Source organism: Streptomyces sp. 4F14, assembly GCF_048159485.1.
GTDB lineage: Bacteria > Actinomycetota > Actinomycetes > Streptomycetales > Streptomycetaceae > Streptomyces.
This window is the reverse complement of sequence record NZ_JBLRVY010000002.1, coordinates 80,618-93,751: the sequence shown is the minus strand read 5'-3', so window position 1 is coordinate 93,751 and position 13,134 is coordinate 80,618. Positions and strand designations below refer to the sequence as shown.

At 70.8% G+C, this 13,134-nt stretch carries 13 protein-coding genes; 10 read left to right on the top strand and 3 right to left on the bottom strand.

Features of this window, described 5'->3' with window-relative positions:
- Positions 1-7: 7 nt before the first annotated feature.
- Positions 8-367, bottom strand: a complete 360-nt coding sequence (locus ACLZOT_RS02690) for an arsenate reductase family protein (RefSeq protein WP_416967044.1) — start codon at positions 365-367, stop codon at positions 8-10.
- Between the two features lie 163 nt (positions 368-530).
- On the opposite strand from ACLZOT_RS02690, the gene ACLZOT_RS02685 reads away from it, so the two are divergent.
- Positions 531-794, top strand: coding sequence for a hypothetical protein (locus ACLZOT_RS02685; RefSeq protein WP_416967043.1), 264 nt, complete (start codon positions 531-533; stop codon positions 792-794).
- A gap of 41 nt (positions 795-835) precedes the next feature.
- Here ACLZOT_RS02685 and ACLZOT_RS02680 read toward each other — a convergent pair whose 3' ends face one another.
- The gene (locus ACLZOT_RS02680) at positions 836-2,446 is read right to left on the bottom strand and encodes a phosphotransferase (RefSeq protein ID WP_416967042.1); all 1,611 of its coding nucleotides are present in this window, start codon (positions 2,444-2,446) and stop codon (positions 836-838) included.
- A gap of 60 nt (positions 2,447-2,506) precedes the next feature.
- On the opposite strand from ACLZOT_RS02680, the gene ACLZOT_RS02675 reads away from it, so the two are divergent.
- The 7 genes from ACLZOT_RS02675 (at position 2,507) to ACLZOT_RS02645 (ending at position 9,941) form a co-directional block, all read left to right on the top strand.
- A complete protein-coding gene (locus ACLZOT_RS02675; protein ID WP_416967041.1) occupies positions 2,507-2,740 on the top strand; it encodes a hypothetical protein in 234 nt (77 codons plus the stop codon).
- A 193-nt stretch (positions 2,741-2,933) separates the two neighbouring features.
- Entirely contained in the window at positions 2,934-3,965 is a 1,032-nt protein-coding gene (gene glnII / locus ACLZOT_RS02670) for a glutamine synthetase (RefSeq protein ID WP_416967040.1), read from the top strand.
- 350 nt (positions 3,966-4,315) lie between these two features.
- Entirely contained in the window at positions 4,316-4,885 is a 570-nt protein-coding gene (locus ACLZOT_RS02665) for a winged helix-turn-helix domain-containing protein (RefSeq protein ID WP_416967039.1), read from the top strand.
- A 176-nt stretch (positions 4,886-5,061) separates the two neighbouring features.
- Positions 5,062-6,048 (top strand): NAD-dependent epimerase/dehydratase family protein, encoded by a 987-nt coding sequence (locus tag ACLZOT_RS02660; RefSeq protein ID WP_416967038.1) that lies wholly within the window; start codon positions 5,062-5,064, stop codon positions 6,046-6,048.
- A 184-nt stretch (positions 6,049-6,232) separates the two neighbouring features.
- Positions 6,233-7,483 carry a sensor histidine kinase gene (locus ACLZOT_RS02655; RefSeq protein ID WP_416967037.1) on the top strand — a complete coding sequence of 417 codons (1,251 nt, stop codon included), beginning with the start codon at positions 6,233-6,235 and terminating at the stop codon, positions 7,481-7,483.
- Positions 7,468-8,118, top strand: a complete 651-nt coding sequence (locus tag ACLZOT_RS02650; RefSeq protein ID WP_416967036.1) for a LuxR C-terminal-related transcriptional regulator — start codon at positions 7,468-7,470, stop codon at positions 8,116-8,118. The genes ACLZOT_RS02655 and ACLZOT_RS02650 overlap by 16 nt, the downstream gene beginning before the upstream one ends.
- A 179-nt stretch (positions 8,119-8,297) precedes the next feature.
- Positions 8,298-9,941, top strand: a complete 1,644-nt coding sequence (locus tag ACLZOT_RS02645) for a DUF1996 domain-containing protein (RefSeq protein ID WP_416967035.1) — start codon at positions 8,298-8,300, stop codon at positions 9,939-9,941.
- A 66-nt stretch (positions 9,942-10,007) separates the two neighbouring features.
- Here ACLZOT_RS02645 and ACLZOT_RS02640 read toward each other — a convergent pair whose 3' ends face one another.
- Entirely contained in the window at positions 10,008-10,448 is a 441-nt protein-coding gene (locus ACLZOT_RS02640) for a hypothetical protein (RefSeq protein WP_416967034.1), read from the bottom strand.
- A gap of 116 nt (positions 10,449-10,564) precedes the next feature.
- On the opposite strand from ACLZOT_RS02640, the gene ACLZOT_RS02635 reads away from it, so the two are divergent.
- Both ACLZOT_RS02635 and ACLZOT_RS02630 read left to right on the top strand, forming a co-directional pair.
- Positions 10,565-11,065: a tetratricopeptide repeat protein gene (locus ACLZOT_RS02635; protein WP_416967033.1), complete on the top strand. Its 501-nt coding sequence runs from the start codon at positions 10,565-10,567 to the stop codon at positions 11,063-11,065.
- Positions 11,066-11,175: 110 nt separating this feature from the next.
- Positions 11,176-13,134 (top strand): hypothetical protein, encoded by a 1,959-nt coding sequence (locus ACLZOT_RS02630; RefSeq protein ID WP_416967032.1) that lies wholly within the window; start codon positions 11,176-11,178, stop codon positions 13,132-13,134.

Here is a 13,134-nt window from a genome sequence, read left to right as displayed (position 1 = left end):
ACTCAGTTCACTTCGCCAGCGTCCCCCGTACCGCCTCCTCCGTCCGCGCCACCACCGCCGTACCGTCGTCGGCCGTGATGATGGGCCGCTGGATGAGCTTGGGGTGGGCGGCGAGGGCGGCGGTCCACCGGCCCCGGGACGCCTCGTCGCGCGGCCACTCCTTGAGGCCCAGTTCCTTCGCGGCGGCCTCCTGGGTGCGGACGATGTCCCAGGGCTCCAGGCCGAGCCGCCCGAGCACCTCGGTGATCTCGGCCTCGCTCGGGACGTCCTCCAGGTAGCGGCGGACGGTGTAGTCGGCGCCCTCCGCGTCGAGGATCGTGAGGGCGCTGCGGCACTTGGAACAGGCGGGGTTGATCCAGATCTCCATGCGCCCCACGGTACCCCCGCAGAAGCGCCGGGAGGCCCCTCAAATGGCCTTTGATCAGGGGCTTTTGTCAGTGGCGGGTAGTAGAATAGAAGCAGTGTTCGAGGGTGTCGCCGGGGGGTTTCGACACATCCCCGGCGGCGTCCTGACAACGGGAGGTCCGCCTGTGTCCGCTGTCCTGTTCGATCTGCCGTACGCCCCCGTCGAGAAGCACCCGCTGCCCGCGGGCCGCCCGCGTGAGTGGTACATCTCGCACAACCGCCGCCTCAAGGCCATGCGCCTCGCCATCGCCCTGCTCGACTCGGGCGTGTTCGTCCCGAACCAGGCCCGCAACGAGAGGATCCGCTCCACGGCCGAGCGGATCGGCATCCACCCGCCGTCGGACACGACGTGCCACATGGTGCGGGCGCTGATGCGGTACTCGCGGTGAACTGACCGCCGGGCGCCACGAGTTCGGGGCGCCCGGCCTTCTCATGCGTACGCTGCCATCAGGCCGCGGACGTACGCCTCCATCCGCTCCCCCAGCACCTCGGGGGTCAGGTCGGTGCGGCCCGACTCCCGCCAGGGACCGGCGAGTTTGGCCGCGTCGCCGGCGTAGTGGAGGCAGTCCAGGAGCCGCCAGTAGAGATGGTCGGCGCCGGGGGCCAGCCGACGTCCGCCGTGGGCCTCGTATCGGGCGCGGAAGCCGAGGCCCGTCTCGGCGCCGTGCAGCAGCGCGAGGGCGGTGGAGCAGTGGGCGACGTCCAGGTCGGCCGGGCCCCAGGAGGTCTCGACCCAGTCGACGACACCGCTGACCTTGCCGCCGTGGAAGAGGACGTTGCCGGGGTGGAAGTCCCGGTGCAGGAAACACCCTTCGTACGCCGGGGGTTCGCGGCGGATGAGGTCCACCGCACGGGCCCACGGCTCGCCCTCGGGGACCCGGACGCGCTCGGCGGACGTCCATGCCTGGTAGGGGCGGGGGCGTTCGGCGGGGTCGACCGCGTGGATGCGTACGAGGAGTGCCGCGAGCGCGTCGAGGCGGGGCTCCAAGTCGTCCTCGTCGAAACGCACTTGGCCGGGGAGGGCGGTCATCGCGAGGGAGGGGTGGTCGCAGTGGGTGGCGTCGGGATCCACGCCGATAAGGGTCGCCGCCGGAATGCCGTCCTCCTCCGCGAGCAGCGTGAGGATGTCCGCCTCGCGCTGGAGGAGGCCGGGGGCGTGCTCGCGGAAGAAGGGCTTCACGAAGCTGCGCAGGACGACGACGTCGTCCGTGAGCGTCACGCGGCGCATCTGTGAACTCCAGCCGCCCTTCAGGGGCTTGTCGGCGACCCGGGTCTTGCCCGTCCGCTTCGCCAGCCACTCCCAGGTCGCCGTCCAGCCCCGGTCGGCGAGGCCGGTGAGGAGGCCGGTCACCAACTCCCTCCTCGCCTCGGCGTGATCCCGGTACCAGATGCCCAACTGATGGTCCGCGCCGGTCAGTTCGACCCTGCTGTACTGGGCGCGGGCGGTCAGCGCGTCCTCGATCGCCTCCGTCACCTCCGGCGGGATCACCTCATCGGCCTCCGGTACGAGGAGCAGGGCGCGGCCGGTGAAGCCGCGCAGCGTCTCCAGTGCGGACGAACGCCGCCAGGCGTCCGGCGTACGGATGATCTCGGTGAAGCGGCCGGTGCCCTCGCCGAAAGGTTCGGTCCAGGCTTCGGGGGCGTATACGGCTGGGGCGCCGAGGGCGATCGCCGTGACGCGTTCGCCGTAGTGGGCTAGGAGGTCGGCCACGGTCTGGCCGCTCATGCTGAACCCGGCGAGGATCAGGGGGGTTTGGGTGGGTACGTACGCGTCGATGACCGCGACCGCCTGCTCGAAGCGGCGTCTCAGGCTCAACTCCCTGAGCTGTCCGGTGCTTTCGCCGTGGCCGGTGAAGTCGAGGGCGAGGGCCTGGACTCCGTGTGCCGTGAACTCCCCGGCCAGTGGGAGGAGTCGGGCCTTGCTGCCGCGTCCGGCGCCGTGCAGGAGGACGGCTGCGGCGGGGGCGGTGAGCGGGCCGCCGTGCACTCCGCTGAGGACGTCGTCGCCGTGGTCGTACGCGAAAGAAGTCAGCTCTGGCATGGGCCCATTGATACATACGCCGTGCGGGGGAACCCGGAGGGGTGAGGGAGGAGATCCGTCATGGGAATCATCGGTGTGGGCGCGGTCGGTGTGCTGGTCGTGCTCGGTTTCGGAAACCATCTGTGGTGGCTGGTCGCGGGGGGCCTCTACCTGTTCCTGAGCAAGCGGTCGGACTCCGACGAGGAGGCGAGGACCGCCCGGCCGACGACGTACCAGGGGTACCGCGCGCGGCGGGACCGGCAGGCGAGGTGGGAGCGGAGGTACCGGCGGGAGCGGAGGTGGCGGTGGATCTGAGCGCTGCCCCGGAACACGGGCCTCACCTCCGTGAATCCCGTCACAGAACACCCAGGTAACACGGGGTTCACACTCGGGCAATGGGCGGGAAACCGCCTGTTGACAGGGTGCCGGTATTCGACGCGGTGCCCCAGTGCCGTAGCGCCGCAGCACCCGCAAGTGCGCCAAGACATACCCCCGAAGGATGTGGCCCGTGACCTTCAAGGCTGAGTACATCTGGATCGACGGCACCGAGCCGACGGCCAAGCTGCGTTCCAAGACGAAGATCGTCACGGACGCGTTCGGCGGGCTCGGCACGCTGCCGATCTGGGGCTTCGACGGGTCCTCCACGAACCAGGCCGAGGGGCACTCCTCGGACCGTGTGCTGAAGCCGGTCTTCACCTGTCCGGACCCGATCCGCGGCGGCGACGACATCCTCGTCCTGTGCGAGGTCCTGGACATCGACATGACCCCGCACGCGTCCAACACGCGTGCCGCGCTGGTCGAGGTCGAGACGCGGTTCGCCGCGCAGGAGCCGATCTTCGGCATCGAGCAGGAGTACACGTTCTTCAAGGACGGCTACCCCCTCGGCTTCCCCAAGGGCGGCTTCCCGGCGCCCCAGGGCGGCTACTACTGCGGTGTCGGCGCGGACGAGATCTTCGGCCGTGACGTCGTCGAGGCGCACCTGGAGAACTGCCTCAAGGCCGGCCTCGGCATCTCCGGCATCAACGCCGAAGTGATGCCCGGCCAGTGGGAGTTCCAGGTCGGCCCGCTCGCCCCGACCGTCGTCGCCGACCAGCTGTGGATCGCGCGGTGGCTGCTCTACCGTACGGCCGAGGACTTCGGCGTCTCCGCGACGCTGGACCCCAAGCCGGTGAAGGGCGACTGGAACGGCGCCGGCGCGCACACGAACTTCTCCACGAAGGCGATGCGCGAGACGTACGAGGCGATCATCACCGCCGCCGAGTCCCTCGGCGAGGGCTCCAAGCCGCTCGACCACGTCAAGAACTACGGCGCGGGCATCGACGACCGCCTCACGGGTCTGCACGAGACGGCCCCGTGGAACGAGTACTCCTACGGTGTCTCCGACCGCGGCGCCTCCGTCCGTATCCCGTGGCAGGTCGAGAAGGACGGCAAGGGCTACATCGAGGACCGCCGCCCGAACGCGAACGTCGACCCGTACGTGGTGACGCGTCTCCTCGTCGACACGTGCTGCTCCGCGCTGGAGAAGGCCGGCCAGGTCTGACCCCTGCTGAACTCGTGAAGGGCGCCCCTGCCGCAGGGGCGCCCTTTTCGCGTGCCGGTTCTGGTCACGTGCCGGTTTTGGTCAAGGGAGCGTCCAACCTGTGAGAGCGGGCTCCTGCAACGGGCCGGGGTCTGCTTCAATAAGGGCATGGCCAGCTTCCAGAAGTGCGATGCGACGGGTCGCCATGACCTTGAGCCGTTCTGGCCCTCCCGTCAGCATCACGACTTCGATCGGGTGTGTTGTCGCGCGGTGAACGCGCCGGCCCTCTAAAGCCGTACAACCCGGTCTTCGGCCGACGCGAACAGGTACGTCCTCCTGACGAACTTCTCGCGCGAAAGAGCTGACGTCTCATGGCTACTGCCCCCACTCGTCCCCTGAGTTCCCTGCCCTCGCCGGTCGCGGCGTCCTCGGCCCGGCATCGGCTGCGTGCCGTCGATCCGAACGAGGTCGTGGAGATCGCCGACTTCCTTCCGCCGGGGGCCACTTGGCTGCCGGCGCCGCAGCACACGCTTCCCTCGCTGCCCGGCCAGCCGCCCATGGTCGGGTACCTGGTGCTGGTTCCCGCCGATCAGCAGCCGCCGTTCCTGCCGGTGGCCGTGCGGGAGGCGAAGCCCGGGGCGGAGCAGGCGGACGCGCTGGTGCGGATCGACTCCGTCCAGCGGACCGCCTCCGTCGACGGGGCCGAACTCGACCTGACGTACCTGGAGTTCGAGTTGCTCGCGCATCTCGTGGCGTACCCCCACCGGGTACACACCCGGGATCAGCTCGTCACCACGGTGTGGGGGTACGGGCATGTCGGGGACGGGCGGACCGTCGATGTCCATGTGGCCCGGCTGCGGCGGAAGTTGGGGCGGCACCGGCAGGCCATCCAGACGGTCCGGCGGGTCGGGTACAAGTACACGCCGCCCACCGGGGGTTGAGGGGCCGCCCAGTGGGGTGACGGGGACTGTTGCCGGGCGAGTGCGGCTCAGTTGTGGCTGGTCGCGCCCGCGCGGCGGTAGCCGCACATCACACACGGCCCCGCGCCCCTTAGGGCGTCTCTGCTGTCGGCAGAGTTCTGTTCCGTTCGGGAGTGATCGCGGGCAGAGTCCGTCCCATGAAACTTCTCGTGCTGGGTGGTACGCAGTTCGTGGGACGGGCCGTCGTCGAGGCGGCTCTCGCCCGGGGGTGGGAGGTCGATGTCTTCAACCGGGGGTCCGCCGGGGTCCCCGACGGAGTGCGGGCGCTCGCCGGGGACCGGACCGTCGCCGGCGGGCTGTCCGCGCTGGCGACGGGGACGTGGGACGCCGTCGTCGACACGTGGGCCCGGGAGCCGAGGGCCGTACAGGACACGGCCCGGCTGCTGCGGGGGCGGGCCGGGCGGTACGCGTACGTGTCCACTCTGTCCGTCTACGCATGGGCGCCGCCCGCCGGGTACGACGAGGGCGCCCGGGTCGTCGAGGGGGATCCCGGCGCCGGGCTCACGGACTACGCGCGGGACAAGCGGGGCGGTGAGCTGGCCGTGCTGGAGTCCTTCGGGGCCGAGGCGTCGGTGTTCGCGCGCGCCGGGCTGATTCTCGGGCCGTACGAGAACATCGGGCGGCTTCCCTGGTGGCTGGCCAGGATCGCGCGGGGCGGGGCCGTACTCGCGCCCGGGCCACGGGAGTTGGCGTTGCAGTACATCGACGCGCGCGATCTCGCCGCGTGGGTGCTGGGCGCGGTGGAGGGTGGGGTGAGCGGTCCGGCCAACCTCGTCAGTCCCCAGGGGCACGCGACCATGGGGCGACTCCTCGACGCCTGCGTCTCCGTGACAGGTTCCTCCGCGGAGCTGCGCTGGACCGACCCGGAGAGGATCGTCGCGGCCGGCATCAAGCCGTGGACGGAGCTGCCGGTGTGGGTGCCGCCGGGCACGGACATGCACGACGCGCTGCACGCCGCCGATGTGTCACGGGCGGTGGGGACGGGCCTGGTGTGCCGGCCGGTGGAGGAGACGGTCGCGGACACGTGGGCGTGGCTGGAGACCCTCGGGGGCGAGGTGCCCCGGCGGCCGGATCTGACGATCGGGGTGACGGAGGAGGTGGAGGCGCGGGTGCTGGCGGGGTGAGGGGGCGGGGAGAGGGGGGCTCGGTCCGCAGAACGGCGAGGGCGCGGGCGCTCGGTCCAGCCGAACGGCGAAGGCGCGGGCGGCCGGTCGTACCCCCCTCTCCCCCACGGTGTACCTACCACCACCCCCCGCCCCGGGCCCTTACCCCAGTGACCTGCGCTCCCCCGGCCTGAAGACTGGGCGCATGGACATCACAACAACCCGGGGACGGGTGCGGGGCGCGCTGCTCGCGGCTGTGCAGGGGCTGGCTATCGCTGCGTCGATGCTGCCGGTGAGCGTTTTCCTGCTGGTCGTCACGTTGGTCTCGCTGGCCCTGATACCGGTCGGGGTGGGGATCGTGACCACGCCGGCGGTGCTGCACGCCGTGCGGGAGTACGCGGGCAAGCGGCGGGAGATCGCGCGGGAGTGGGGCGGGGTGCGGATCCCGGCCGTTTACCGGGAGGCGCGGGGCGGGATCTGGGGGCGGCTGACGGGTGTGCTCGGGGATCCGCAGACGTGGCGGGACGTGCGGTGGCTGGCGGCGGATCTCGTCCCGGGGTTCGTGACGGCCCTGCTGCCGGCCCTGCTCGCCTTCTACGCCGTCGAGGGGCTCGCGATGCCGTTCGGGCTGTGGAAGGTGTACGGCGACGACCCGTACTGGTACGCGTTCGTCCCGGTGTCGAACCTGCCGACGTCGCTGGCGGCGGCCGTACTCGGGGTGATCCTGCTGCACGTGGTGCTCCGTAACAACCCGGCCCTCCTGGCCGCCCATTTCCGGTTCACCCGGGCCGTGTTGGGCGCCGACCACACCGAACTCACCGAGCGTGTCCGGGTCCTGACCGACACCCGGCGGGACGCGGTGGACACCTCCGCCGCCGAACTCCGGCGTATCGAGCGGGACTTGCACGACGGCGCGCAGGCCCGGATCGTCGCGATGGGCATGGACCTGGGGACGATCGAGGCGCTGGTGGAGCGGGATCCGGCGCGGGCGAAGGAGCTGCTCGCGCAGGCGCGGCGCAACTCGGTGGAGACGCTGGAGGAGTTGCGGGACCTGGTCCGGGGCATCCATCCCCCGGTGCTGGCGGAGCGCGGACTCGGGGACGCCGTACGGGCGTTGGCGCTGAGGCTGCCGGTGCCGGTGGAGGTGACGGTGGAGCTGGACGGCCGCGCGGACGCCCCCGTCGAGTCGGCGGCGTACTTCGCGGTGAGCGAGCTGCTGACGAACGCGGTCAAGCACGCGGGCGCGGACCGGATCTGGGTCGATGTGCACCACGGCGAGGGCCTGTTGCGGGTGTCCGTCACGGACAACGGCCGGGGCGGCGCGGCCGTCGGCGCCGGTTCCGGGCTCGCCGGAGTGGAACGCAGGCTGGGTACATTCGACGGCGTCCTGGCCGTCAGCTCCCCGCTGGGCGGCCCCACGATGGCCACGATGGAGATTCCGTGCGTGTTGTCCTAGCCGAAGACCTGTTCCTGCTGCGGGACGGCCTCGTACGACTGCTGGAGGCGTTCGGCTTCGAGATCGCGGCGGCGGTGGAGACGGGTCCGGAACTGGAGCGGGCCCTGCGGGAGTTGAAGCCGGACGTGGCGGTGGTGGACGTCCGGCTGCCGCCGACGCTGACGGACGAGGGCCTGCAGTGCGCGCTGCGGGCCCGGCGGGAGCGGCCGGGGTTCCCGGTGCTGGTGCTGTCGCAGCACGTGGAGCAGCTCTACGCGCGGGAGTTGCTGGCGGACGGCACGGGCGGGGTGGGGTATCTGCTGAAGGACCGGGTGTTCGACGCGGAGCAGTTCGTGGACGCGGTACGGCGGGTCGCGGCGGGAGGCACGGCGATGGACCCTCAGGTGATCCGGCAACTCCTGGCGCGGCGTGGGGAGGACAGGCTCCCGGCGCGGCTGACGCCGAGGGAGCTGGAGGTGCTGGAGCTGATGGCGCAGGGCCGGTCGAACGCGGCCATCGCGGGGAAGCTCGTGGTGACCGAGCGGGCTGTGGCGAAGCACACAGCGAACATCTTCACAAAACTGGGTCTGGAGGTCTCGGACGACGACAACCGCAGGGTACTGGCGGTGCTGGCGTTCCTGGACCGAGATCGTTGATCATGGCAACTCGGGTTACTTGTGCGGGTGTTGGGGGAATAACACCCTTCCGTGCTCCCACGAATCTCTCAGGAATTTCTGAGACGGCTGAACACCTCTGAGCCGGCGTGCGTACTGAACGACGCCGCTTCACTCCTGTCGGGCGCCTCGCTGCCCCGCAAGGAAGTCAGAGGAGTTCCATGGGACGCAACACACGTAAACGCCGTTCGTCGATGGCCAACAAGGCCATAGCCGCGTCGGCGGCCCTAGCGCTCGGTGGGGGCGGGCTGATCTGGGCAAACTTCTACGCTTCGGCGCACGAATCGTCCAACGGCTCGGGCCAGAACGAGGTCAAGGCCGCTGGTGCCCAGGTCGCGACGATCGCCTGCCCCGACGTCGGCCAGCGGCTGACGAACGTGCCGCAGAACGCGCGTCAGGGCGTCGACAGGGAGTTGGCGCTGCTGGACAAGCAGATCACCGAGGCTTACGCCCGTCTCGCCTCCACCCGGCAGGCGCAGGCGCAGGACTCGGGGTTCGTGCAGAACGCGATCACCGGGCCGCTGAAGGAGAAGCGGGCCGCGACGATCGACCGCATCCGGATCAACATCCAGCGTGTGGGCGGGCAGTTCGACAACTCGATCAGCCAGCTCGCCGCGTGCACGCCGCAGGTTGCCAACACCAATGCCGGTGGGAACAACGGCAACAACGGTCAGAACAACGGCGGTAACAACAACGGCAACCAGAACAACGGGGGCCAGAACAACAACGGCAACAACAACGGCCAGAACGGCAACGGCCAGAACAACAACGGTCAGAACGGCCAGAATGGTCAGAACGGCCAGAACGGCAACGGTCAGAACAACGGCGGCCAGAACAACGGCGGCCAGCAGGCCGGTGGCGGTCAGGGCGGCAACGGCCCGGTGGCCGCGGACTTCGTGGACATCACGAAGGCCGGCAACAACGCCCAGATCGGTGTCGGCCAGAACGGCCTCGCCGCGAACGGCGGCGGCGGTTCGCGCGGTTCCTTCACCACCAAGTGCGGCACCAACGGCAACGACAACCACAACACGGACAACGTGATCGTGGCCCCCGGTGTCGCCAACGGCGCCCACCACCTGCACGACTACGTCGGCAACCAGTCGAACGACGCCTTCGCGTCCGACCAGGAGCTGGCGAACGCGCAGACGAGCTGCCAGAACCAGGGCGACAAGTCCTCGTACTTCTGGCCGGTGCTGCGCGTCCAGGACGGTTCGCAGGACTTCGACCAGAACAACGACGGTGGTGGCAAGGAGGGCAACGTCGGCAAGATCCTCCAGCCCGTCCAGGCCCAGCTGAAGTTCGTCGGCAACAAGCGCGGCAACGTCGTCGCGATGCCGTCCGCGCTGCGCATCATCACCGGTGACGCCAAGGCGTTCGTGAACGGCAACGGCAACGCCAACGCCAACTGGTCCTGCACCGGCTTCGAGAACAAGGTGCAGCTGAAGGACAAGTACCCGATCTGCCCGCAGGGCAGCCAGGTGGTCCGTACGACCTTCTTCCAGAGCTGCTGGGACGGTCAGAACATCGACTCCGCCAACCACCGTACGCACGTGGCCTTCGTCCAGGGCAACGGCCAGTGCGCCAACGGCTTCAAGGCGATCCCCCAGCTCCAGGTCCGACTGGTCTACAACGTCCCGCGTCCGCAGATCCAGAACGGCCAGGTGAAGAACGCCTACGCGGTGGACTCCTTCCCGGAGAACCTGCACAAGCCGATCACCGACCACAACGACTTCATCAACTTCTTCTCGCAGAACACGATGAACCAGATGGTCAACTGCATCAACACCGGGCGCAAGTGCCAGTAGTCGCCTGAGCCCAGGTACATGAGAGAGCCGGCGGTGGGAATCCCCACCGCCGGCTCTCTCGTGCTTTCAGTGACTTGAGTGCGTGGGGCTCGCGGAGCCCTCCACGTGCGCCGAGTGGTCGGTGCCCTCCTCGATGTCGCCGCCGAGCGTCTTGCGCAGGGTGTCGACCGTCTTCGTCTCGTCGCCGACGGCGATCCACTTGCGGCCGACGAGGTAGTGACCGCCGTAGTCCTTCGCGCCGTTGATCCACTCGCGCTGGCCCCGGTCGGTAGCGAAGGTGAGGAGGATGAACTTGCCGTCGGTGGTCTTGCAGATGGCCTGGCGCAGTTCGTCGGCGTCGGTCTGCATGTTCGGCTTGCAGTCCACCTTCGCGGCGAGCTGCTCCAGGCTGCCGGTCGCCGCGACGGGTACGGCGTCCGCCTTGTCGTCCCCGCCGGATCCGCAGCCCGCCAGCGTCAGCGCCGCTGCGGCGGCCAGGGCCGCGAGCGTCGGTCGGGTCAGCTTCATCTGTCCAGTTCCTCCCTGAGAGACCTCCCCCTGGATACGGCCCGGGGTGCGCGAACCACTCAACCGGTCATTTATTCACACACGGTTCTTCACCCTCGCGTGCCACAGTGACCTCCATGAACCAGGACTGGGAAGACCGCGTCGCCGCCGCGTGGGGGACGTACGACGAGTACACGGAGGAGCAGGGCGCCGACTTCCGTGCCGTGATCGACGCCCTCACCGCCGAGTTGCCGCCGGGCGACCCCGTCGCCCCCTTCGAGCAGGCATGCGCCTGGGACTCGACGGGCCGTTCCGACAAGGCGGTTCCGCTGTACGAGGAGGCGCTCGCGCTCGGTCTCGACGGCTACCGGAAACGTCGTACGAAGGTCCAGCTGGCGAGTTCGCTGCGCAACGTCGGCCGGGCCGAGGAGGGGGTCAAGCTGCTGACGCCCGAACTGGACGCGCCGTCGGACGAGTTGGACGACGCGGTGCGGGCCTGCCTCGCGCTGTGCCTGTCGAGCCTGGGCCGGGACCGGGAGGGGCTGGCGCTGGTGCTGGGGGCGCTGGCGGGTCATCTGCCGCGCTATCAGAGGTCGATGGCGAACTATGCGCGGGCGCTGGTGGAACCGGGGAGCTGAGGCGGCGGGGTGTGTCGGCCGTGCTGAAACGTTCCTCGAACGGGCGTCCCCGTAGGGGGGATTCACCCGACCGGCGGTGACCTCCCGCCGGGACGCTCGTTCTTGGGGACGTGCAGTCACAGGATGTCGCCCAGCGCCCCGCCCGCTCCCCCCGCTCCGGTCCCGCGCTCGACGTGGAGCAGGCCGAGGCCGCGCTCGTCGAGCACTACCCGCGCCTCGTCCGGCTCGCCTACGTCGTGCTGCCTCCGACGCTCGCGCGCGGGCGCCGTGTCCTGACCGCCCACGCCCTCGTCCAGCGCGCCCTGCCCCGCCGCACGGTTTCGGCCCCGGTGATCCCGGTCCAGAGTGGGGGTCCCCCCGCGCGAGCGCAGTCGAGCGTGGGGGAGGGCCGGGACGGCGACCCCGGGTACGCGTACGTCCGCCTCCAGGTGGTGCGTACGGCCCTCCAGGCCGGGTTGCCGCTCAGGCGCCGGGCGTGGCCCAAGCGGGCGCAGTTCCCGCCGCTGCTGCCCCAGGTGTGGGGGCTGCGGCTGTTCCCTCGCTCGGGCGGCGCCGACGAACTCGCCCTGGAGCAGCGGCTGTCGGAGCTGGACGGCCCGGCGCGCGCGGCGTACGCGCTGCGCGGTCTGGAGAAGCTGCCGGAGGCTGACGTACGGAAGGTGCTCGGGGAGTGCGGGGTGGCCGCGGTCGATGCGGCGCTGCGTGAATCGGGCGAGGTGGAAGGGGAGTTCACGCTCCTCGACTCCCCCGGCTTCGACCCCTGTGTGCTCCAGGCCCGGCCGACGGACCTGATGCGGCGCCGCCAGCACGGCCGGGCGGCGCTCGCCGCGGGGGCCGCGCTCGCGGTGTGCGGGGTGCTGGTGGTGCTGCCGGGCGGCGGCTGGGGTCCGGACGGCGCGGCGGCCCCGGCGTACGCCCAGAACCCGGCGGCGGAGGCCGCGCTGGACCCCGGACGCCTCCTGAAGGTCTCCCCCGTCGCATGGCGGACGTCGGCGCGCGCCGACTTCTCCGCGTGGCCCGCGCGCGGTGAACTCACCGGAGACCAGGCCCTGTTGCGCCGCGCGCTGGCCGTCTGGGCCCGCCCCGGCGAGCAGGTCCACGTCTCCGCGACCCCGGACACCCCGACCGGCGGCCCCGCGGGCCCGCCCCAGCTCCTGTACGCGGGCGCCGTCGACAACGTACGCCTGGTGATCCTGTACGACGGGCTGCGCATCGCCCGTTACGCCGAGCCGAAGGACGGTACGGCCGGTGCCGCGCTGGACTTCGCGCGGGTGGACGGGGCGTCCGGCGCGGAGGCGGGTGCGGTGGTGCTGAGCCGTGCCGACGGCAACGTCCGCTATCTGACCGCCCCTTGGGTCACGAAGGCCGGTGAGCGGGATCTGTCGAAGCCCGGCGCCGGGGTGATGGACCTGACGCTGACGAAGGGTGTGACGTCCCCGATGGTCAGCCCGGCGACGAGGACCGGGGCCTGCACGGGCTGGAACGTCCTGGAGCTGACCGGCGGGCAGGGCCGTCAACTCCTCAGCGACCTCGGCGAGTTGGTTCCGGCGCGGCTCACCTCGGGGCGGCCCGGCGCGGTGAAGGACGCGACCGGCGCGGAGGCGCTCAAGACGTGGGCGCCGTACGCGTGTTCGCTCGGGGAGGCGCGGGCGCTCGGCGTACGGGCCGTGAACGCCTGGCAGTTCGCGCGGCAGGGGCTGCCGGACGGGAGCGGGTCGGCGGACTGGGTGTGCACGCGCGCCGAGACCTGGCGGGGTGACGGGACACGGGCGCTGGCCCAGTTCCACACGCCGGGCGGGCTGTTCGGGGCGGTCGTGGCGAAGGCGTCGGACGTTCCGGCGTGCGGGCCGCGCGATCCGCATGTGCTGGCGGGGGCGCTGTGGAAGTCGAAGGGCGGGCACTGGTACCTGCTGGCCGCCGGGGACAAGGACACGGCGTCGCTGCGGACGACGGGCGGGGTGAACGTGAAGGCGGAGGGGAACCTCCTCGCCGTACGGACCGGGCAAGGGGTGCAGGCGGGGCTGGAGGGGACGCTGAAGGGCGGGAAGGCGGTCAAGGTGCTGCGGTAG